This window comes from Comamonas denitrificans (assembly GCF_042654745.1).
GTDB classification, from domain to species: domain Bacteria; phylum Pseudomonadota; class Gammaproteobacteria; order Burkholderiales; family Burkholderiaceae_C; genus Comamonas; species Comamonas denitrificans.
This window is the reverse complement of the sequence record NZ_JBHSEY010000044.1, coordinates 34,750-56,640: the sequence shown is the minus strand read 5'-3', so window position 1 is coordinate 56,640 and position 21,891 is coordinate 34,750. Positions and strand designations below refer to the sequence as shown.

Genomic DNA, 21,891 nt, shown 5'->3' with positions numbered 1-21,891 from the left:
TTTTAAATCCTCATGAAACTACCCGTTCAATACTTGGGCGCACGCACTGTTGTGGCCGCTGCCGCTTTGCTTACCGTGGCCCAAATGGCCTGGGCCTTAGAGCCCTTCAAGGTGCAAGATATTCGTGTTGAGGGCTTGCAGCGCGTAGAAGCAGGAACCGTTTTTGCTTCCATCCCCGTGCGTGTGGGCGACGAATACGATGACGAAAAAGGCACCGCAGCCATTCGTGCCCTGTTTGCCCTGGGCTTGTTCAAAGACGTACGCCTAGAGGCCAATGGCGATGTGCTGGTGGTGGTCGTTGAAGAGCGCCCCACCATTGCCAATGTTGAATTTGTTGGTACCAAAGAGTTTGACAAAAAAGCCTTACAGCAATCGATGCGCGATGTCGGTCTGGCCGAAGGCCGCCCATTCGATAAAGCCTTGGCCGATCGGGCCGAGCAAGAGCTCAAGCGCCAATACATCAGCCGCAGCTTGTACGGTGCGGAAGTGGTGGTTACCGTCACCCCCATTGAGCGCAACCGGGTGAATTTAACGTTCTCGGTGGTGGAAGGCAAAGCGGCAAAAATCAATGAAATTCGCATTGTGGGCGCCAACGCCTTTAGCGAATCCACCTTGAAAAAACAAATGGACCAAGATACCGGCGGCTGGATGAGCTGGTACACCAAATCCAATCGCTATGCACGCAGCAAGCTCAATGCGGACTTGGAAACCCTGCGTTCCTACTATTTGAAGCGCGGTTACATCGATTTTCGTATTGATTCCACCCAAGTGGCCATCTCGCCTGACAAAAAGAATATCTCTTTGGTGATCAATATCCACGAGGGCGAACGCTTTGTTGTCTCGGATGTGCGTCTGGAAGGGAACTACCTCGATCGTGAAGATGAATTCAAGTCGTTGGTGAAAATTAAACCCGGTCAGCCCTATAACGCTGAATTGGTCACAGATACGACCAAAGCGTTTGCTGATCACTTTGGTAATTTTGGCTTTGCCTTTGCCCGTGTAGAGGCCGTCCCCGAAATTGACCGCGAAAACAACCGCGTGAGTTTTGTTCTGCAGGCCGAACCTTCACGCCGCGCTTATGTGCGCCGCATCCAGGTGGCTGGCAATGAGCGCACCCGCGATGAAGTGATTCGCCGCGAGTTTCGCCAGTATGAATCCTCTTGGTACGACGGAGAAAAAATTAAACTCTCGCGTGACCGAATTGACCGTTTAGGTTTCTTTACTGAAGTGGATATGGACACCCAAGAGGTTCCAGGCTCTCCAGACCAGGTTGATTTGGTTACAACAGTCAAAGAAAAACCCACAGGCTCGGTAACTTTGGGTGCCGGTTTCTCAAGCGCTGAAAAAGTGACCTTGAGCTTTGGTATTAAGCAAGAAAATGCGTTCGGCTCTGGTAATTACCTGGGTATTGATGTAAATACTGGCAAATACAACCGCACTTTGGTGGTCAGCACTACGGATCCGTATTTCACCCAAGATGGTGTCTCGCGCACGATTGATCTTTACTACCGCACTTCGCGCCCTTACTCGTATGTGGTGGATGACACCGAGGTTGGCACCAGCGATATGTACAAGATCCTCTCCAAAGGGGCATCTATCCGCTTTGGTGTGCCATTTAGCGAATTGGATACGGTGTATTTTGGTGCTGGCATCGAGCAAACCAGCATTAAATCCGGCCAATACATGCCGTTGTACTTCACCCCTTATGCGGGTAAGAGTAATACGGCCATTCCTTTAACCCTGGGCTGGGGGCGCGATTCGCGTGATAGTGCATTGGCTCCGAATGAAGGGCGCTACCAGCGTTTGAATGCGGATTGGTCGATGGCGGGCGATTTAAAATACATCAAAGCCAATTACCAGTTCCAACAATACATTCCAATCACCAAGGCGATCACCTTTGCATTTAATACCGAAATTGGCTGGGGCAAAGGTTTGGGCGGTAAAGAATTTCCCGTATTTAAGAATTTCTACGCAGGTGGTTTAGGCTCAGTGCGTGGCTTTGACCAAGGCAGCCTAGGCCCTCGCTCATATTGCTACCAAGGCGAGGCCACACCCTGCACCTCTTACTCTTTCGTAGGGGGAGCAAAAATGGCGGTGATGAACTTCGAGCTGATCGCCCCTTTCCCGGGCAATGGCAATGATAAAACCTTGCGCTGGTTTACCTTCTTTGACATGGGGAACGTTTTTGGCGAAAACGATCCGATTCGTACTAACGAGCTTCGTGCTTCGGCCGGCATTGGTTTAAGTTGGATTTCTCCTTTAGGGCCTTTGCGCTTGGCTTGGGCTACCCCAGTGCGCAAGAAACCGCAGGATAAACTGCAAAAAATTCAATTTCAAATTGGGACTTCTTTCTAATGAAAAAATTTACTCGCACCATCGTCGCCGCCTCTTTGCTGGCCGGTCTGAGCTTTTCGGCGTTTGCTGACTTTAAAGCCGGTTTTGTCAATACCGATCGGGTATTTCGCGAAGCGAATGCCGCAAAAACTGCTCAAACCAGGTTAGAGCAAGAGTTTTCCAAGCGCGAAAAGGAATTGATCGCTCTGCGTGACAATTTAAAGCGCGGCTCCGATGCGTTTGAACGCGATGCGCCGACCATGTCGGAAAGCCAGCGCGTGACCAAGCAGCGTGACTTGGTTGAGCAAGACCGTGAATTCCAGCGCAAGAGCCGTGAATTCCAAGAAGATCTGGGCAACCGGAAAAACGAAGAACTGGCCAAGGTTCTGGACCAAGCAAACAAAATCGTGCAGCAAGTCGCCGAGGCCGAGCAGTACGACGTGATTTTGCAAGAAGCGGTTTACGTCAACCCTAAGCATGACATCACCGACAAGGTGATTAAAGCTTTGAACGCCGCCAAGTAAGGCGGGCCAGGGCGTGGGTTTGCAGCTTGGTCAGATTGTGGCGGCTCTGGGAGGGTGTCTGGAGGGGGGAGACCCCCAAACACCGATTACCCGGATTGCCCCTTTGGAATCGGCCGATGCCCACAGCATCAGCTTTTTGCACAATCCGCGCTACGCGGCCCAATTGGCGCAAAGCCAGGCGGCCTGCGTTATTGTTGCGCCCGCCATGCGCGAAGCTGCTTTGGCCCATGGTGCTTGCATTACCACGCCAGACCCTTATGCCTACTTTGCGCGCTTGACCCAGCTGTGGCAGGCCCAGCAACCTCCGGCCTGGCCGCAAGGGGTGCATCCAACTGCGGTGGTGCATCCTGAAGCCCGGGTTGATCCCTCTGCCAGCGTTGGCCCCCATTGCACCATCGAGCGTGGTGCCGTTGTGGGGGCGCAGACGGTTTTACGCGCTCGGGTGCACATTGGCCAAGGCTGCACCATTGGCGAGCGCTGCATTTTGCATCCCGGCGTGGTTATTGGTGCCGATGGCTTTGGGTTTGCCAAACAAAATGGCCAATGGCAAAAAATTGAGCAGCTGGGTGCTGTGGTGATTGGTGATGATGTTGAAATCGGTGCCAACACCTGCATTGACCGGGGCGCTTTGGATGATACGGTGATTGCCGACGGTGTAAAAATCGACAATTTGGTGCAAATTGCCCACAACGTCAAAATTGGCGCGCACACGGTGATTGCGGGCAATACCGGCATTGCTGGTAGCGCAAAAATTGGTGCCCATTGCTCTATTGGTGGGGCGGCGAATATTTTGGGGCATTTGCAAATCGCTGATGGCACCAGTATTTCACCCACTTCGATGGTCACGCGCTCTATTCATAAGCCGGATTTATATACTGGAATTTTCCCAATTCAAACCAATGCCGAATGGGAAAAAAATGCGGCTTCGTTAAAGCAGTTGTCACAACTGCGCGAACGAATTAAGAAACTTGAAAAAGCACTCAATGCTTTGACAGAGGATAAATAAAAACATGATGAATATTCACGCAATCCTGAAACAACTGCCGCACCGTTACCCGTTTTTACTGGTTGATAAAGTTGTTGAGCTTGAGCGCAATGCACGAATTTTGGCGGTAAAAAACGTCACTTTCAATGAGCCGTTCTTTATGGGGCATTTTCCAGGTCGCCCGGTCATGCCCGGTGTCTTGATGCTCGAAGCCTTGGCCCAGGCAGCCGGTTTGCTGGCATTTGATGCCATGGGGCAAGTGCCGGATGAAAATAATATCTACTATTTTGTTGGCATTGATTCGGCCCGTTTTAAGCGCCCGGTCGAGCCTGGTGACCAGCTGCTTTTGGAGGCCTCGATTGATCGCATTCGGGGCGGAATTTGGAAATTTAAAGGTGTTGCACGTGTCGGCGATGAAATCGCTTGCGAAGCCGAGCTGATGTGTACCATGCGCTACGTTGGCCCTGATAAGCAGGACAAGCAGGCGTAAGCGGCTGCCTATGTCGCAACACATTCACTCTACCGCTTTGATTGCCGAAGGTGCCGTTGTGCACCCGTCGGTATCGGTGGGCGCGTACAGCATTATTGGCCCTGACGTTGAGATTGGTGAAGGCACATGCATTGGGCCGCATTGCGTGATTGAGGGCCATACCCGCATTGGGCGCAATAACCAGATTTTTCAATTTGCTTCGTTGGGGGCGCAGCCGCAGGATAAAAAATATGCCGGTGAGCCCACGCGCTTGGAAATTGGCGATGGTAATACCATTCGCGAGTTTTGCACTTTTAATACCGGTACAGCGCAAGACGAAGGGGTCACCCGGATTGGCAATAACAACTGGGTGATGGCCTATGTGCATATTGCCCACGACTGCCAAGTCGGCAATAACACCATTCTTGCCAATAATGCCACTTTGGCGGGGCATGTGCATGTGGGGGATTGGGTCATTTTGGGTGGCCTTACAGGAGTGCATCAATTTACCCGTATTGGTGCCCATGCTATGGCGGGATTTTCCAGCCATATTTCTCAGGATGTTCCGCCTTTTATGATGGTCGATGGTAATCCTTTGGCTGTGCGCAGTTTCAATATCGAAGGTTTGCGCCGCCGGGGGTTCACTCCGGCACGGATTCAAGCGGTCAAAACCATGCACAAGCTGCTGTACCGCCAGGGGCTGACTTTGCAAGCGGCCTTGGCCGCCTTGCCAGTGTTGGCCGAGAAAACGCCCGAAGCTGCTGCCGATGTGGCCTTGATGCAGGATTTTCTGCAGGCCTCGACCCGTGGCATTGCACGCTAAACCCTGTTTGGCGCCTTGAGCCGACGAATTTCGTTAATCGCCATGCCCGATCCTATGCCTGTGGCGGTCACGCCACCTCAGTCACCCCGTATTGCCATGGTCGCCGGAGAAACCTCCGGCGATTTGCTCTCTGGCCTGCTGCTGGATGGCTTGCTGCGCCGTTGGCCCGATTTGCACGCCTACGGCATTGGCGGGGCCATGATGCAGCGGCGCGGATTTCATGCTTTGTATAGCAGTGAGCGCTTGGCAGTTCACGGTTACAGCTTTGAAGTCCTCCTAAAACTGCGAGATATATTAAAAATTCGCTCTGCGTTGCGCAGCCAGCTGCTGCAAGAGCGGCCAGCGGTGTTTGTCGGGGTGGATGCCCCCGATTTCAATCTGGGGTTAGAGCGCGATTTGCGGGCGCAAGGCATCAAAACCGTGCATTTTGTCTGCCCCTCGATTTGGGCTTGGCGGCCTGAGCGAATCCACAAAATTCGTGCTGCAGCCGATCACGTGCTGTGCCTGTTTCCGTTTGAGCCCGCGTTGCTGGCTGCGCAAGGCATTGCGGCCACTTTTGTCGGTCACCCCTTGGCCCAGGTGATTCCTGAGCAGCCCGACAAACAGGCGGCGCGGCAGGCTTTGGGCTTGGCCATGGATGCCCCCGTGTTGGCCGTGTTGCCCGGCAGCCGCCGCGCGGAGGTGCAATACATTGCGCGGCCTTTTTTGCAGGCAACGGCCTTGCTGCTGCAGCGCATGCCGCAACTGCAAGTGTTGCTGCCCGCCGTGCCCGCTTTGTATGACCAGCTCCAGGCCTTGCTCAGTGCGTTGGGTTTGGGCGCGCGCGTGCAGTTGCTGCCCGGCCAGTCGCACACGGCCTTGGCGGCGTGCGATTGCACCTTGATTGCCAGTGGCACGGCCACGTTGGAGGCGGCCTTGTTCAAACGCCCGATGGTGATTGGCTACCACATGCACCCGATCAGCTGGTGGTTGATGCGGCGCAAGCAATTGCAGCCCTGGGTGGGGCTGCCGAATATTTTGTGCCAGGATTTTGTGGTGCCGGAATTGCTGCAAGACCGCGCCACCCCGGCCGCCCTGGCCGATGCGGTGCAGCAGTGGCTGACCCCCGAGGCCGCGCCCCAGGTGGCGGCGGTGCAGCAGCGCTTTGCGGCCCTGCACCAGTCCTTGCTGCGTGATACTTCTACCTTGGCGGCACAAGCCATTGAGACTTTGATTTATGCCTGAGCAAATTGGTTTGCCCTGGCCCTGCGCAGGTTTGTTGGCCGGGGTCGATGAAGCGGGGCGTGGCCCTTTGGCGGGGCCCGTGGTGGCTGCTGCGGTCATTTTGGACGAGCTGCAGCCCATTGCCGGTCTGACCGACTCGAAAAAACTCACCGCCAAACGCCGCGAAGCCTTGTTTGATGAAATTCGTGCCAAAGCCTTGTGCTTTTGCGTGGCGCAGGCCAGCGTTGAAGAAATTGACCAGTTAAACATCTTGCACGCCACCATGCTGGCCATGCAGCGGGCGGTGGAAGGCCTGCGCTTAAAACCGGCCTTGGTGCAAGTAGACGGCAACCGCCTGCCGCGCCTGGCGGTGCAGGGCGAAGCGATTGTCAAGGGCGACTTGCTGGTGCCGGCGATTTCGGCGGCCTCTATTTTGGCCAAGGTCACGCGCGATCGCTGGTGTGCCGAGTTTGATGTGCGCTATCCCGAATACGGCTTTGCCGCGCACAAAGGCTATGGCACAGCGCAGCATATGCAGGCCTTGGCCCGGCTGGGGGCCACTTCGGCACACCGGCGCAGCTTTGCTCCGGTGGCCCGGGCGCTGCAAAGCCAAGGGGCCGGGCAAGGAGAAAAGGCATTATGAAAATCATCACCATCACCTCCCGTGACAACGGATTTATCAAAGACCTCAAGCGCCTGGCCCGCGAGGCCAGTGCTTACCGGCGCTTGGGCTATGTCTGGCTGGAGGGCGATCACCTGTGCCGTGCTGCACTTACAAGAGGGCTTCGCGCTGATACAGCGGTGTTTTCTGACTCTTATTGGTCTGAAACATCGAAAGAATGGGCGCAAACAGCTAGCAAAGTTGTAATCCTGCCGGATGCCTTGTTTGCCGAGATCAGCGCCCTGGAGTCCCCCGCCAAGATGGGTTTCATCTTGCCCTGGCAAGGGGCTGCCACCCAGTTGCAACCGGGGGTGGCCACCTTGGTGCTTGATCGGGTGCAAGATGCCGGCAACGTCGGTGCCATGCTGCGCAGCGCCAGTGCCTTTGGTTTTGCCCAGGTGCTGGCGCTCAAAGGCACGGCAGCGTTGTGGAGCCAAAAAGTGCTACGCGCCGGCATGGGGGCGCATTTTGGTTTGCACTTGGTGGAGTCGGCCAGTGCAGCCGATATTGCCCAGCTGAATGTGCCGCTGCTGGCCACCAGCTCGCACCAAGGCGCGTTTCTCCACCAGGCCGATTTGCCCTGGCCGTGCGCCTGGGCCATGGGCCATGAAGGGCAGGGCGTAGGCCCTGAGGTGGCCAACCAGGCCCAGCTGTGGGTGCGCATTGCCCAGCCTGGGGGCGAGGAGTCGCTCAATGTCGCTGCCGCAGCAGCCATTTGTTTGCACGCCAGTGCGCTACAGGCCTGCAAGCAAGTCGGGTAATCCCGAATGGCATGCGCAAAACGTGAGGAGCGAGTCGCTATAATGAGAGGCTTTCAGCTAACCTACTTTACGCCTAGCGTCGTTTTTTGGCCACTTCTGCTGTAAGCTGCCGCACAACTCTAGGTTGTCAAGCACACGCTGGGCGTAACCGAAATCAACTCGGAGAACCCAGTGCTTTTGTCTCTTCAGGGAGCGTTCCCTTCCGCCATCTTGGCGCTCGCAGACGGCACGGTCTTTATTGGCAACTCCATCGGTAGCACAGGGACTACCGTCGGAGAAGTGGTGTTTAACACCGCCATGACCGGCTATCAAGAAATCCTCACCGACCCCAGCTATTGCCAGCAAATCGTCACTTTGACCTATCCGCACATTGGCAGCTACGGCGTCAATGCGCAAGACATGGAATCTGCCAAAGTGCAGGCCGCTGGACTGGTCATTCGCGATCTGCCCTTGACCGTCAGCAATTTCCGTGCCGAGCAAAGTTTGTCTGAATTTTTGACCAGCCAAGGCACGGTGGCCATTGCCAATATTGACACCCGTCGGCTGACGCGCGTGCTGCGTGAAAAAGGATCGCAAAACGGTGCCATTGTGGGCTTGGCCGCCGGTGAGCAGGTCACCCCCGAACGCATCGCCGCCGCCATCGCTGCCGCGCAAAACGCCCCCAGCATGGCGGGGTTGGATCTGGCCAAGGTGGTCAGCACCCCTGAAACCTATGTCTGGGAACAGACCGAATGGAAGCTGGGCCAGGGCTTTGGCCAGCTGGAAAACCCGCGCTTTCACGTTGTGGCCTATGACTTTGGTGTCAAGCGCAACATTTTGCGCATGCTGGTCAGCCGCGGCTGCAAGCTGACGGTGGTGCCAGCGCAAACGCCTGCGGCCGAGGTGCTGGCGCTCAATCCGGATGGTATTTTCCTCTCCAACGGCCCTGGCGATCCGCAGCCGTGCGATTACGCGATTGCGGCAGTGCAGACCTTCTTGGCGCAAGGCATTCCCTTGTTTGGCATTTGCCTGGGGCACCAAATCATGGCGCTGGCGCTGGGGGCCAAGACCTTCAAGATGGCGCATGGCCACCACGGCGGCAACCACCCTGTCAAAACCCTGGCCAACGGCCATGTGTGCATCACCAGCCAGAACCACGGCTTTGCGGTGGACACCGACTCTTTGCCTGCCAATGTCCGCGCTACCCACATCAGCTTGTTTGATGGCACCTTGCAAGGCTTGGAATGCACGGACAAGCCTGCCTTTAGCTTTCAGGGCCACCCGGAAGCGGCACCCGGCCCCAACGACATTGGCCACTTGTTTGACCGCTTTACTGCGTCCATGGCAGCCACCCAGGAGAAAAAATAATGCCCAAGCGCACCGACCTTAAAAGTATTCTGATCATTGGCGCCGGCCCCATCATCATTGGCCAGGCGTGCGAGTTCGATTATTCCGGCGTGCAGGCCTGCAAGGCCCTGCGCGAGGAAGGCTACAAAGTCATCCTGATCAACAGCAACCCCGCCACCATCATGACCGACCCGGCCACGGCGGACGTGACCTACATTGAGCCGATCACTTGGCAGACGGTGGAACAGATCATTGCCAAAGAGCGCCCGGATGCCATCCTGCCCACCATGGGCGGACAAACGGCGCTGAACTGCGCCCTGGATCTGTGGCACCACGGCGTATTGGACAAATACGGTGTGGAACTGATTGGTGCCAAGCCCGAGGCCATCGACAAGGCCGAAGACCGCCTGAAGTTCAAAGATGCCATGACCAAAATTGGTCTGGAGTCGGCCCGTTCGGGCATTGCGCACAGCATGGACGAAGCCTGGGAAGTGCAAAAGCGCGTGGGCTTTCCCACCGTGATTCGCCCCAGCTTCACCCTGGGCGGCACCGGCGGCGGCATTGCCTACAACGCCGAAGAGTTTGAAACCATTGCCAAGCGCGGCCTGGAAGCCTCGCCCACCACCGAGTTGCTGATTGAAGAATCGCTGCTGGGCTGGAAAGAGTTTGAGATGGAAGTGGTGCGCGACAAGGCGGACAACTGCATCATCATCTGCTCGATCGAAAACCTCGACCCCATGGGCGTGCATACCGGCGACTCGATCACCGTGGCCCCGGCGCAGACCCTGACCGACCGCGAGTACCAAATCCTGCGCGATGCCAGCATTGCCGTGCTGCGCGAAATTGGTGTGGACACGGGTGGCTCCAACGTGCAATTTGCCATCAACCCCAAGGATGGCCGCGTCATCGTGATCGAGATGAACCCGCGCGTGAGCCGCTCCTCGGCACTGGCTTCCAAGGCCACGGGCTTCCCGATTGCCAAGGTCGCGGCCAAGCTGGCGGTGGGCTACACCCTGGACGAGCTGAAAAACGAAATTACCGGCGGCGCAACCCCCGCTTCGTTTGAGCCCAGCATCGACTACGTGGTCACCAAAATCCCACGTTTTGCCTTCGAAAAATTCCCCGCAGCCAACGACCGCCTGACCACCCAGATGAAGTCGGTGGGCGAAGTGATGGCCATGGGCCGCACCTTCCAAGAATCCTTCCAAAAAGCCCTGCGTGGCCTGGAAGTGGGCGTGGACGGCATGAACGAAAAAACCCAGGACCGCGAAACCCTGGAAAAAGAGCTGGGCGAGCCCGGCCCCGAGCGCATCTGGTACGTGGGTGATGCGTTTGCCATGGGCCTGTCGGTCGATGAAGTGTTTGACCTGACCAAGATCGACCGTTGGTTCTTGGTGCAGATTGAGCAAATCGTCAAGATCGAACTCGACCTGGACAAGCTGTACGCCGAAAAAGGCGAACAAGCCCTGGCCAGCATCGACGCGGCCACGCTGCGCACGCTCAAACAAAAAGGCTTCTCGGACCGTCGGCTGGCCAAGCTGCTGCACACCACCGAAAAAGCCGTGCGCGAAGCCCGCCGTGCGCTGAAAGTGCGCCCTGTGTACAAGCGCGTGGACACCTGCGCGGCCGAATTTGCCACCAACACCGCTTACATGTACTCGACGTACGACGAAGAGTGCGAAGCAGCGCCTACCAGCAAGAAAAAAATCATGGTGCTGGGCGGTGGCCCCAACCGTATCGGCCAAGGCATTGAGTTTGACTACTGCTGCGTGCATGCAGCGCTGGCGATGCGCGAAGACGGTTACGAGACCATCATGGTCAACTGCAACCCCGAAACCGTCTCGACCGACTACGACACCTCTGATCGCTTGTACTTCGAGCCGCTGACGCTGGAAGACGTGCTGGAAATCGTCGATCTGGAGCAGCCCGAAGGTGTGATCGTGCAGTACGGCGGCCAAACGCCTTTGAAGCTGGCCCTGGGCCTGGAGCGCGAAGGTGTGAAGATCATCGGCACCACGCCCGACATGATCGACGCCGCCGAAGACCGCGAGCGCTTCCAAAAGCTGCTGCACGATCTGAACCTGCGCCAGCCGCCCAACGCCACCGCCCGCACCGAGGCTGAAGCGCTGGAAAAAGCCGCAGCCCTGGGCTACCCCCTGGTGGTGCGCCCTAGCTACGTGCTGGGTGGCCGTGCCATGGAAATCGTGCACGAGCAGCGCGATCTGGAGCGCTACATGCGCGAAGCCGTGAAGGTCTCCAACGACTCGCCCGTGCTGCTGGACCACTTCCTGTCCAACGCCATCGAGTGCGATGTGGACTGCGTGCGTGACCATACTGGCGCGGTGTTCATCGGCGGCGTGATGGAGCACATTGAGCAAGCGGGCGTGCACTCCGGTGACTCGGCCTGCTCGCTGCCGCCGTACTACCTCAAGGCCGAAACCGTGGCCGAGATCAAGCGCCAAACCGCTGCCATGGCCGCAGGCCTGAACGTGGTCGGCCTGATGAACGTGCAGTTCGCCATCCAGGAAACCGAGGGCGGCGACGTGATCTACGTGCTGGAAGTCAACCCCCGCGCCTCGCGCACGGTGCCGTTTGTCTCCAAGGCTACGGGCATCCAGCTGGCCAAGGTGGCCGCGCGCTGCATGGCCGGCCAAACCCTGGCCAGCCAGGGCGTGACCAAAGAGGTGACCCCGCCGTACTTCAGCGTGAAAGAGGCCGTGTTCCCGTTCGTCAAGTTCCCTGGTGTGGACACCATCCTCGGCCCCGAGATGAAATCCACCGGCGAAGTCATGGGCGTGGGCAAGACCTTTGGCGAAGCCTTCGTGAAAAGCCAGCTGGGCGCTGGCGTGCAGCTGCCCACCCAGGGCAAGGTGTTTTTGACCATCAAAAACGCTGACAAGCCGCGTGCTGTGCAGGTTGCCAAAGACCTGGTGGCCATGGGCTTTGAGCTGGTGGCCACCAAAGGCACCGCCGCTGCGCTGGCGGCCGCCGGTTTGCAGGTGCAGGCGGTGAACAAAGTGACCGAAGGCCGCCCCCACGTGGTGGACATGATCAAGAACGGCGAAATCGCCATGGTCATCCACACCGTGGAAGACCGCCGCAACGCCATTGCCGACTCGCGGGCGATTCGCACCAGCGCCTTGGCTGCGCGCGTGACCACCTTCACCACCATCTTCGGTGCCGAAGCCGCCGTCGATGGCATGAAAGCCATGCGCGCCGGTGCGCTGCAAGTCACTTCGGTGCAAGAGCTGCACGCCCTGCTGGCCTGAAAGCCAGCCCGTCCGGGCCAATTCATCGCACTAAAAACGCGATAAACGGGGCATAATAGCCGCCGATACCTGAGAAAACCGCCGCGTCAATTGTTTGCGCGGCGGTTTGCTTTTGTGCGTTTAATTTGTGGAGAAACTCGTTATGGCAACCCTGCCCATTACCAAGCGTGGCGCTGAAAAGCTCAAAGAAGAACTGCAGCGCTTGAAAACCGTGGAGCGTCCCGCCGTGATCGCCGCCATCGCCGAGGCCCGTGCCCAAGGCGATTTGAGCGAAAACGCCGAATACGAGGCCGCCAAAGACCGCCAAGGCTTTATCGAAGGCCGCATCATGGAGGTGGAGGGCAAGCTCTCGGCCGCGCAGATCATCGACCCCACCGCCCTGGATGCCGGTGGCCGCATTGTGTTTGGTGCCACGGTTGAGCTGGAAGATGAAGACACCGGCACCGCGGTGACCTACCAAATCGTCGGCGAGGACGAGGCCGATTTGAAGTTTGGCCTGATCAACGTCTCCAGCCCCATTGCCCGCGCCCTGATCGGCAAAGAAGAGGGCGATGTGGCCGTGGTCATGGCCCCCGGCGGCGAGCGCAGCTACGAAATTGTGTCGGTGAAATACATTTAATAAATTTGATAGCTGCTTGCGCTTTAATTTAAAGACTTTTATATTGAAAAAGCCTTTAATTCTTTATTAAACAAGCGGAACAAGCTATTTAATTCATACTTTTATACCCTAGCAACACCCCAAAGCCGGGCAACCTGGCCTTGGGGTGTTTGGCTTTATGGGTGTCACTTTGCTGTACCCTGACCGATTGCCAGACGATGAGCAGACGATGACCCGATGGCTTGGGCCATTTATTTAATACCAGGAGACACCCATGAGATTGATGCATCCCCGCGTGCTGATTGGCTGTTTGGCCGCTGCCGCACTGGCTGGCTGCCATACGCTGGCACAGCAGCCCACGCATTGGCACTAGCGCCAGCTTTACCCTCTGGCGCGGCGCAAGTGATTTATCTGGGTGGCGATATCGTCACCCTCAACGATGCGCAGCCCAGCGCCCAGGCACTGGCCATTCGGGATGGGAAAATTTTGGCAGTTGGCCCACAAGCCGAGATCGAAAAAAACCACCAGGCAGCCCACACCCAGGTGGTCAATCTTGGCGGAAAAACCTTGATGCCCAGCTTTATTGATGCCCACAGCCATTACATCAACGCGCTTTCGGTGGCCCATCAGGCCAAGTTGTACGCGCCACCGGCAGGGCCGGGCCAAGATGTCCCCAGCATCATTGCGGCGCTGCAACGGTTTGCCCTAGAGCGCAAGATTGCGCCTGGTGAAATGATCATGGGCTACGGCTATGACGATACGGTGATGCCCCAGGGGCGTTTGCTCAATCGCGACGATCTCGATCGTGCCTTCCCGAACCACCCGGTGCGCGTGGATCACGTCTCAATGCACGGCACGGTGCTCAACACCTTGGCACAAAAGTTCTACGGCATTGGTGCGGACACCCAAACCCCCGACGGCGGCATCATCGTGCGCAAGCCTGGGACGAATGAGCCCTACGGTTTGATCATGGAAACGGCTTTTTTGCCAATATTTGAAAAAGCCGCGCCGCTGACACCGCAGCAAGAGATTGAGGGCACCAAGGCCGCGCACCAGATGTACGCCCAAGCGGGCATCACCACAGCGCAAGAGGGGGCCACGCACCTGAGCGCGTTGCAAACCATTTACCGCGCCGCCGCTGCCGGGGCCAACAGCATTGATGTGGTTGCCTACCCGTTCATCACCGATCTGCAAAATACCCTCACCCAGTTTCCGGTGGCCAGCTGGGGGCAGTACCAGCAGCGGGTGAAAATTGGCGGGGTCAAAATCACCATTGACGGCTCCCCGCAAGGGCGAACCGCTGCCTTCACCACCCCCTACCTCACGGGCGGGCCGGGCGGCGAAAAGGATTGAAAGGGGCAGCTGATTGCTTCGCAGGCGGTGATCAACCAAGCGCTCAAGCAGGTGTACGACTTGAATGTGCCAGTGCTCTTTCACGTCAATGGCGATGCAGCGATTGATTCCCTGCTCGCAGCGCATGAATTTGCCGCCGCCCCCGATCTGGGCAAGCCGCGCAATGTGACGGCCATTCACGCGCAGTTCGCGCGCAAAGACCAGATTGGGCAGTTTGTGCAGTACAAGATTCGCCCGTCCTTTTACACACTGCACACCTATTACTTTGCCCAAGCGCACATTAACAACCGTGGCAAAGCGCAAGCCATGTACATCAGTCCCATGCGCGATGCGATTGATGCGGGCTTGCGCCCGACCAACCACACGGACGCGGTGGTTGCCCCGCTGGACCAGATGTTTATGCTGTGGTCTGCGGTCAATCGGATTTCGCGGGACGGCGTGCCCATTGGCCCGGACCAGCGCATCACCGCGCTGGAGGGCCTCAAAGCCATGACGCTGTGGGCTGCCGAGCAGCATGGTGAGCAGGCCACCAAGGGCTCGCTAGAGCCTGGAAAATTGGCCGATCTGGTGATTTTGGATAACAACCCGCTGACCGTTGATCCCATGGCGATCAAGGACATTCGTGTCATCCAGACGCTCAAAGAGGGGCAAATCATCTACCAAGCACCCTAAATACGGCGCTCATTACGGTGCCCACTGCCGCCACCTGTCACCGGTCACCTGTTTACAAATTTCCCACCATATTTTTCGCCACCACCCAGGCATCAAACTGCTGGGCTGTCAGGTGCCCGCTGGCAATGGCGGCTGCGCGCAGGGTGCTGCCTTCTTGGTGGGCTTTCTTGGCGATGGTGGCGGCCTTGTCGTAGCCGATGTGCGGGTTCAGCGCCGTCACCAGCATCAGGGAGCGCTCCACCAGTTCGTCGATGCGCTCGCGGTTGGGCTCAATGCCAACGGCGCAGTGGTCGTTGAAGCTGCGCATGCCATCGGCCAGCAGGCGCACGCTTTGCAGAAAGTTGTGCGCCACCATGGGCCGAAAAACGTTCAGCTCAAAGTTGCCGCTGGAGCCGCCCACGTTGATGGCCACGTCGTTGCCCAGCACCTGGGCGCAGGCCATGGTCAGCGCTTCGCACTGGGTGGGATTGACCTTGCCGGGCATGATGGACGAGCCGGGCTCGTTTTCTGGAATGCGGATTTCGCCAATGCCGCTGCGCGGGCCGCTGGCCAGCCAGCGCACATCGTTGGCGATTTTCATCAGGCTGGCGGCCAAGGTTTTTAAAGCGCCGTGGGCGTGTACCAGGGCATCGCAGCTGGCCAGGGCCTCAAACTTGTTCGGCGCGGTGACCAGGTTTTCCCCGGTCAGGCGGGCCAGTTCTTTGGCCACCGCTTCGGCGTAGCCCTTGGGGGCGTTCAGGCCGGTGCCCACGGCCGTGCCGCCCAGGGCCAGCTCGTTCAGGTGGGGCAGGGCGGCTTGCACATGGGCCGCGCCGTGGCTGAGCTGGGCCACCCAGCCAGAAATTTCCTGCCCCAGGGTCAGCGGCGTAGCATCTTGCAGGTGGGTGCGGCCAATTTTGACGATGTCGGCAAATGCGGTGGATTTATCCGCCAGCGTCTGGCGCAGCAGCTCCAGCGCGGGCAGCAGCCGCTGCTGCAAGGCGACCACGGCGGCCACATGCATGGCGGTGGGGAACACGTCGTTGCTTGATTGGCTTTTATTCACATCATCGTTGGGGTGAACCAGCCGGCCTTCGCCGCGCTGGCCGCCCAGCAACTCGCTGGCGCGGTTGGCCAGCACCTCGTTCATATTCATATTGCTTTGTGTGCCCGAGCCGGTTTGCCAGACCACCAAGGGGAATTCTTCCGGGTGCTTGTCGTCCAGCACCTCATCGGCAGCGGCCAGGATGGCTTTGGTTTTTTTCTCGTCCAGCAGCCCCAGCTTGTGATTGACGGTGGCGCTGGCGCGTTTGACCAGGGCCAGCGCGTGCAGCAGTTCGCGCGGCTGCTTTTCGCCGCTGATGGCAAAGTGGATCAGCGAGCGCTGCGTTTGCGCTCCCCACAAGCGCTGCGCCGGGACGGCGATGGGGCCAAAGCTGTCGGATTCCATGCGGGTGTCGGTCATCGTGCAACTCCTTGTGTGTGATGGCGGTCATGCTAGCCCAACAGGCGCTGGGGCAGCAAACGGGCCGATAGCCAATGCGCCACTCTTGCCACTCTTGTATAAGAGCTTGCCCAGGTCAGCTGGGTGTAGGGGTCTTGGCCCGATAATCCCGGGATACCCTCCCGCGCACAGCGCTTTCTTTGACCGTAGAGAGACGATGACTACCACCATTCGCTACCAAGACTTGGTTGAATCTGTTGCAGCTTCCCTGCAATACATCAGCTACTACCACCCGGCCGACTACATCCAGCACCTGGCCCGTGCCTATGAGCGCGAGCAAAGCGCTGCCGCCAAAGATGCCATGGCGCAGATTTTGACCAACTCCAAAATGGCCGCCTTTGGCCACCGCCCGATTTGTCAGGACACCGGCATCGTGAACGTCTTCCTGAAAATCGGCATGGACGTGCGCTTTGAAGGCTTCCCCGCTGACCAAAGCCTGGAAGATGCCATCAACGAAGGCGTGCGCCGGGGCTACCTGAACCCAGACAACACCTTGCGGGCCTCGGTTGTGGCCGACCCGCTGTTTGCCCGCAAAAACACCAAGGACAACACCCCGGCCATCATCAACGTGCAAATCGTCCCGGGCGACAAGCTGGACGTGACCGTCGCGGCCAAAGGCGGCGGCAGCGAGAACAAGTCCAAAGTCATCATGATGAACCCCAGCGACAACCTGGTGGACTGGGTGCTCAAAACCGTGCCTGAAATGGGCGCGGGCTGGTGTCCGCCGGGCATGCTGGGCATTGGTGTGGGCGGCACAGCCGAAAAAGCCGTGCTGCTGGCCAAAGAAAGCCTGATGGAAGACCTGAACATGTACGAGCTGCAAGCCAAGGCCGAACGCGGCGAAAAACTCGATCAGGTCGAAGAGCTGCGCCTGGAGCTGTACGAAAAAGTCAATGCCCTGGGCATTGGGGCACAGGGCCTGGGCGGCCTCTCGACCGTGCTGGACGTAAAAATCAAGCTCTACCCCACGCACGCGGCCAGCAAACCCGTGGCCATGATCCCCAACTGCGCAGCCACGCGCCACGCCCACTTTGTGATGGACGGCAGCGGCCCCGTTTACCTGGAAGCGCCCAGCCTCGATCTGTGGCCCCAGGTGGAATGGACACCCAACACCGAAACCAGCAAGCGCGTCGATCTGAACACCCTGACCAAGGAAGAAGTCGCCAGCTGGAAGCCCGGCCAAACCCTGCTCTTGAACGGCAAAATGCTCACCGGCCGCGATGCTGCCCACAAACGCATTCACGACATGCTGGCCAAGGGCGAGAAGCTGCCCGTGGACTTCACCAACCGCGTGATTTACTACGTCGGCCCCGTCGATCCCGTGCGCGATGAAGTGGTGGGCCCCGCCGGCCCCACCACCGCCACCCGCATGGACAAATTCACCCGCATGATGCTGGAGCAAACCGGCCTGATTGCCATGATCGGCAAATCCGAACGCGGCCCGGTCGCCATCGAAGCCATCAAAGACAACCAAAGCGCCTACCTCATGGCCGTGGGCGGCGCAGCCTATTTGGTATCCAAAGCCATCAAGCACGCCAAAGTGCTGGCCTTTGAAGACTTAGGCATGGAAGCCATCTACGAATTTGACGTGGTCGATATGCCCGTCACCGTGGCCGTAGATGCCGGCGGCACCAGCGCCCACATCACCGGCCCGGCCCAGTGGCAGCAGCGCATTGCCAGCGGCGAGTTTTCAGTGACAAAACGCAAGAGCGCGTAAACCACTGGCCTGCGCAGAAAAACCGCCTTCGGGCGGTTTTTTCTTTGTAATCTCTACGCAATCGGTGGGATGGCAAGAACCAATTCTGGCTCTTTACCCTCTACGACAAACACGAACTAGACGGCTTGAGCCCCAAGCAAAAGGCTGCGCTCAAGACCATGCTCAAGGCAGAACTGGAGGCCCGACAATGACCAAACGCGACATCTTTGCAGAACTGACCGAAGGCTTTGAGGCCCTGAAAGAGCAGCGCACCGGCAAGCGCACTTTGCGTACCCATGAGGTGCAGATCAGGCCTGAAGTAAAAATCGAAGCAGCCGAAATCGTTTCCCTGCGCGATCGCCTGGGGCTGTCCCGCGCTGTGTTCGCCCGCTATCTGCGCACCAACCCTCGTACCCTGGAAAACTGGGAGCAAGGCCGGGCCAAGCCCAACGCCCAGGCCGCACTCATCATGCGGTTGGTTGAAAAGTATCCCGACACGGTCAAGCGTCTGGCAGCCGTCTAAGAACGTGTTCATGATCTCGAATGAAGGTGTGGGGGATGCGGTTGGGGATGGATTGCGAGGCGCAAACCACAGCAATAGCTTGGCTATTGCGAGGATTTGCAACGACGCAGACCGCCCGAAGCCGCGCCCGCACACCCATGAGGAGATCGTGAACACGTTCTAAGCCAGCGCCGCCTTATTTCCCGCCAACTAACTGCCGCCTTCGGGCGGTTTTTTCATCCCTCTTTTTTGAAAGCGCGACTATTTTGGTCGTGCATTGCGTGGGATGCGCAGCGCTTGCCCCTATGATCTTTCGGTTTGTTTTGATAAAGCATTGTCATGAACCAGAAATTGCGGGTGTCTCGTTTTTTTCGGCTGCCAGTGGCAGCGCTGTCGGCCACTTTCATTGCCACTTGCGCGTATGCCCAGGCACCTGCTGTAGGCACCGGCCCCATTCATGACAGGATGCAAGCGGCACGCGCCAACCCGGAGTTAGAAAAAAACTCTTCATCCTGGGCCGCAAAGTCGCCGCTGTCTGCGCCAACTGTCACGGCGACAAAGGGCATAGCAATACCGAAGAAATCCCCGTGCTGGCCGGGCAAAACCCGGACTACCTGATTGAGCAGTCCCGCAAATACATCGACGGCCGCCGCCGCGATACCTTTATGCAGGGCGTGCTCAAAGCCCTGAGCGTGGATGAAATCGCCGGCATGTCCCTGTATTACGCCGCGCAAGCTGTCGAGCCGCAGCCCACTCAACCCGCTGCCTTGGTCGAAAAAGGCAAACAGTACTTTGGCAAAGTGTGCGTCGCCTGCCACGGCGCTGATGCCCGGGGCACCGCCCACATGCCCCGCCTGGCTGGGCAACACCCAGGGTATGTGCTGGCCACACTCCAACACTTTAAGAAGAGGGACGGCATTCGCTCCAACCCCGAAATGGAAAGCATCGTCCAGGGCATGAGCGAGGCCGACATGAAAGCCGTCGCTGCCTACGTTGCGGCACTGCCCTAAAGCCAGCCCTAAAACTGCTGCAAAAACTGCTGCAAAAACCGCTTTACGCCCTGTGCCCTAAGAACGTGTTCACGATCTCCTCATGGGTGTGCGGGCGCGGCTTCGGGCGGTCTGCGTCGTTGCAAATCCTCGCAATAGCCAAGCTATTGCTGTGGTTTGCGCCTCGCAACCCATCCCGAACCGCATCCCCCACACCTTCATTCGAGATCATGAACACGTTCTAAGACGGGCCGGCAGCCACCACTGCCCGGCCCCTCGGCACCCCCCTCATTTCCCCATTCCCCCCATTTGCCAGCCGCGCCAAGGTGCATACTTCACCCCTTCGCAATTGGACGTTTTGAGTATGCAAACAGCCTCTGGCATGGCACCCATTGGAATTTTTGACAGCGGCATTGGCGGCCTGAGCGTCTTGCAAGCCCTGCGCGCGGCATTGCCGCACGAGCCCTGCATCTACGTCGCAGACAGCGGCCACGCCCCCTACGGCGAGCGTGGTGATGCTTTTGTGCAACAGCGCTGCGCTGCAATCACCGACTACCTGCTCAAGCACCACGCCATCAAATTATTGGTGGTGGCCTGCAACACCGCCACCGCTGCCGCCATTGGCCACCTGCGTGCCCTTTGGCCCCAATTGCCCCTGGTCGGGGTGGAGCCGGCCATCAAACCCGCCGCACTGCAAACCCGCACCGGCCACGTCGGCGTTATCGCCACGCGCGGCACGGTGGGCAGCAGCCGTTTTCAAAATCTGCTGCACACCCATGGCCAGCAAGTGCATTGGCACGTGCAAGCCTGCGATGGCCTGGCCCAAGCCATTGAAGCCAGCACCTGGCAAGCCGACGGAAACTTGGCAGAAATAGAAGCACTCTGCGCACGCTACATAAGCGTTTTAGGCCCATTTGGCCCAAATTCTGGGCACATGGACACCCTGGTTTTGGGCTGCACCCATTACGTGTTTGCCCGGCCCGTGCTGCAGCGCCTGGTCGGCCCGCACGTACACCTGCTGGACACCGGCAAAGCCGTGGCCCAGCAAACCCAGCGCCTGCTGCTGCAAAGCCAGCTGCTTGCCCCCCCACCACCAGCCACCACCACCGCAGCCATGCAGCTTTTCACCACGGGCCAGCTACCGGCACTGCAAGCGGCCGCCCAGCGCTGGCTGGGCCTGCCTGCCAACTGCTGCAGCGTAGCGCAGGCGCTGGTGTAGCCCGGCCCCCTGCTGTAGGCCATGCCCAAACACAGCAGGCATGGGGAGCCAGGCAGTCATTCATTTATTTATTTATTCATTTATTTATGGCTTTGCTGCCCCATGCCGTTGGGGGCGGTATTTTGAAACCGGCACCAGGGCAGACACACAGGTCTGCCCCTACAGTCTTAATCCCTTTGAAATCAGGGCAAGCTTGAAACTGTGGGCCTTGGTTAACTGCCGGGATCCGCCAGGTCTTAATCCCTTTGAAATCAGGGCAAGCTTGAAACCCGCAAGCGCGCCCCAGGCGCAGGCCGAAAGCCGTATTAATCCCTTTGAAATCAGGGCAAGCTTGAAACGGGGCACGAGTTACCGCTGAAAACACGCGATTTGTCTTAATCCCTTTGAAATCAGGGCAAGCTTGAAACTGGGAGCGCTCTTGATTGTTGCAGGGATTATCTAGTCTTAATCCCTTTGAAATCAGGGCAAGCTTGAAACTCAAACACCTCACCGAAGACCTGCAGGTCATTGTCTTAATCCCTTTGAAATCAGGGCAAGCTTGAAACCGAAACTGGAGAAGAAACAAGCTACAGTTATCGTCTTAATCCCTTTGAAATCAGGGCAAGCTTGAAACGCTAGAAAAGCTGGCCAATGCCGAAGGAGCGCTGTCTTAATCCCTTTGAAATCAGGGCAAGCTTGAAACATCACCCAGCTTCAGGTCAATGCAGCTAACTTGTCTTAATCCCTTTGAAATCAGGGCAAGCTTGAAACCAAAAGGGCTTGCAAGCCCTCGCCGTCAATGGCAAGTCTTAATCCCTTTGAAATCAGGGCAAGCTTGAAACCGCTTTCTATTTTCTAGGAGAAATTCCATGTTCATGTCTTAATCCCTTTGAAATCAGGGCAAGCTTGAAACAAGAATTTTTCATGGAATTTGACCACCTTCACGGGTCTTAATCCCTTTGAAATCAGGGCAAGCTTGAAACAGGATTTAGGTGCTGATAGTGCAAAACGTTGGGCGTCTTAATCCCTTTGAAATCAGGGCAAG

At 57.9% G+C, this 21,891-nt stretch carries 16 protein-coding genes, 1 pseudogene and 1 CRISPR repeat array (1 of these 18 only partly in view); of the genes and pseudogenes, 16 read left to right on the top strand and 1 reads right to left on the bottom strand.

From position 1 onward, the window contains the following. Positions 1 to 12: 12 nt before the first annotated feature. The 12 genes and pseudogenes from bamA (at position 13) to ACFO24_RS08910 (ending at position 14,978) form a co-directional block, all read left to right on the top strand. Complete coding sequence (gene bamA, locus ACFO24_RS08965; protein ID WP_377738028.1) at positions 13 to 2,355, top strand: outer membrane protein assembly factor BamA; 2,343 nt, start codon at positions 13 to 15, stop codon at positions 2,353 to 2,355. Beyond that, positions 2,355 to 2,858: an OmpH/Skp family outer membrane protein gene (locus ACFO24_RS08960; protein WP_377738027.1), complete on the top strand. Its 504-nt coding sequence runs from the start codon at positions 2,355 to 2,357 to the stop codon at positions 2,856 to 2,858. The genes bamA and ACFO24_RS08960 overlap by 1 nt, the downstream gene beginning before the upstream one ends. A gap of 13 nt (positions 2,859 to 2,871) precedes the next feature. Further along, the gene (lpxD, locus tag ACFO24_RS08955; RefSeq protein ID WP_377738026.1) at positions 2,872 to 3,864 is read left to right on the top strand and encodes a UDP-3-O-(3-hydroxymyristoyl)glucosamine N-acyltransferase; all 993 of its coding nucleotides are present in this window, start codon (positions 2,872 to 2,874) and stop codon (positions 3,862 to 3,864) included. A 4-nt stretch (positions 3,865 to 3,868) separates the two neighbouring features. Continuing rightward, complete coding sequence (gene fabZ / locus ACFO24_RS08950) at positions 3,869 to 4,333, top strand: 3-hydroxyacyl-ACP dehydratase FabZ (RefSeq protein ID WP_207574470.1); 465 nt, start codon at positions 3,869 to 3,871, stop codon at positions 4,331 to 4,333. A gap of 10 nt (positions 4,334 to 4,343) precedes the next feature. Further along, positions 4,344 to 5,135, top strand: coding sequence for an acyl-ACP--UDP-N-acetylglucosamine O-acyltransferase (gene lpxA, locus ACFO24_RS08945; protein ID WP_377738025.1), 792 nt, complete (start codon positions 4,344 to 4,346; stop codon positions 5,133 to 5,135). Positions 5,136 to 5,177: 42 nt separating this feature from the next. After that, positions 5,178 to 6,359 (top strand): lipid-A-disaccharide synthase, encoded by a 1,182-nt coding sequence (gene lpxB, locus ACFO24_RS08940; RefSeq protein ID WP_377738024.1) that lies wholly within the window; start codon positions 5,178 to 5,180, stop codon positions 6,357 to 6,359. Further along, positions 6,352 to 6,981, top strand: coding sequence for a ribonuclease HII (rnhB, locus tag ACFO24_RS08935; RefSeq protein WP_207574468.1), 630 nt, complete (start codon positions 6,352 to 6,354; stop codon positions 6,979 to 6,981). Before lpxB ends, rnhB begins: the two co-directional genes overlap by 8 nt. After that, the gene (locus tag ACFO24_RS08930) at positions 6,978 to 7,760 is read left to right on the top strand and encodes a TrmH family RNA methyltransferase (protein WP_377738023.1); all 783 of its coding nucleotides are present in this window, start codon (positions 6,978 to 6,980) and stop codon (positions 7,758 to 7,760) included. The genes rnhB and ACFO24_RS08930 overlap by 4 nt, the downstream gene beginning before the upstream one ends. A gap of 171 nt (positions 7,761 to 7,931) precedes the next feature. Beyond that, positions 7,932 to 9,107, top strand: coding sequence for a glutamine-hydrolyzing carbamoyl-phosphate synthase small subunit (carA, locus tag ACFO24_RS08925; RefSeq protein WP_377738022.1), 1,176 nt, complete (start codon positions 7,932 to 7,934; stop codon positions 9,105 to 9,107). Beyond that, positions 9,107 to 12,355 (top strand): carbamoyl-phosphate synthase large subunit, encoded by a 3,249-nt coding sequence (carB, locus tag ACFO24_RS08920; protein WP_377738021.1) that lies wholly within the window; start codon positions 9,107 to 9,109, stop codon positions 12,353 to 12,355. Before carA ends, carB begins: the two co-directional genes overlap by 1 nt. A gap of 142 nt (positions 12,356 to 12,497) precedes the next feature. Further along, positions 12,498 to 12,974 (top strand): transcription elongation factor GreA, encoded by a 477-nt coding sequence (gene greA, locus ACFO24_RS08915; protein WP_377738020.1) that lies wholly within the window; start codon positions 12,498 to 12,500, stop codon positions 12,972 to 12,974. Positions 12,975 to 13,355: 381 nt separating this feature from the next. Next, positions 13,356 to 14,978 (top strand): annotated as a pseudogene (locus tag ACFO24_RS08910) (amidohydrolase). 52 nt (positions 14,979 to 15,030) lie between these two features. On the opposite strand, the gene fumC reads toward ACFO24_RS08910, so the two are convergent. Next, positions 15,031 to 16,422: a class II fumarate hydratase gene (gene fumC, locus ACFO24_RS08905; protein ID WP_377738019.1), complete on the bottom strand. Its 1,392-nt coding sequence runs from the start codon at positions 16,420 to 16,422 to the stop codon at positions 15,031 to 15,033. A gap of 196 nt (positions 16,423 to 16,618) precedes the next feature. On the opposite strand from fumC, the gene ACFO24_RS08900 reads away from it, so the two are divergent. The 4 genes from ACFO24_RS08900 to murI all read left to right on the top strand — a co-directional run bounded on the left by ACFO24_RS08900 (position 16,619) and on the right by murI (position 20,867). Continuing rightward, positions 16,619 to 18,178 (top strand): fumarate hydratase, encoded by a 1,560-nt coding sequence (locus tag ACFO24_RS08900; RefSeq protein ID WP_377738018.1) that lies wholly within the window; start codon positions 16,619 to 16,621, stop codon positions 18,176 to 18,178. Between the two features lie 187 nt (positions 18,179 to 18,365). Then, positions 18,366 to 18,680, top strand: a complete 315-nt coding sequence (locus ACFO24_RS08895) for a helix-turn-helix domain-containing protein (RefSeq protein ID WP_377738017.1) — start codon at positions 18,366 to 18,368, stop codon at positions 18,678 to 18,680. Between the two features lie 566 nt (positions 18,681 to 19,246). Continuing rightward, positions 19,247 to 19,669 carry a c-type cytochrome gene (locus tag ACFO24_RS08890; RefSeq protein ID WP_377738016.1) on the top strand — a complete coding sequence of 141 codons (423 nt, stop codon included), beginning with the start codon at positions 19,247 to 19,249 and terminating at the stop codon, positions 19,667 to 19,669. A 343-nt stretch (positions 19,670 to 20,012) separates the two neighbouring features. Continuing rightward, positions 20,013 to 20,867 carry a glutamate racemase gene (gene murI, locus ACFO24_RS08885; protein WP_377738015.1) on the top strand — a complete coding sequence of 285 codons (855 nt, stop codon included), beginning with the start codon at positions 20,013 to 20,015 and terminating at the stop codon, positions 20,865 to 20,867. 164 nt (positions 20,868 to 21,031) lie between these two features. Further along, positions 21,032 to 21,891: direct repeats of the CRISPR family, unit length 36 nt; unit sequence GTCTTAATCCCTTTGAAATCAGGGCAAGCTTGAAAC (it continues 1,462 nt past the right edge of the window).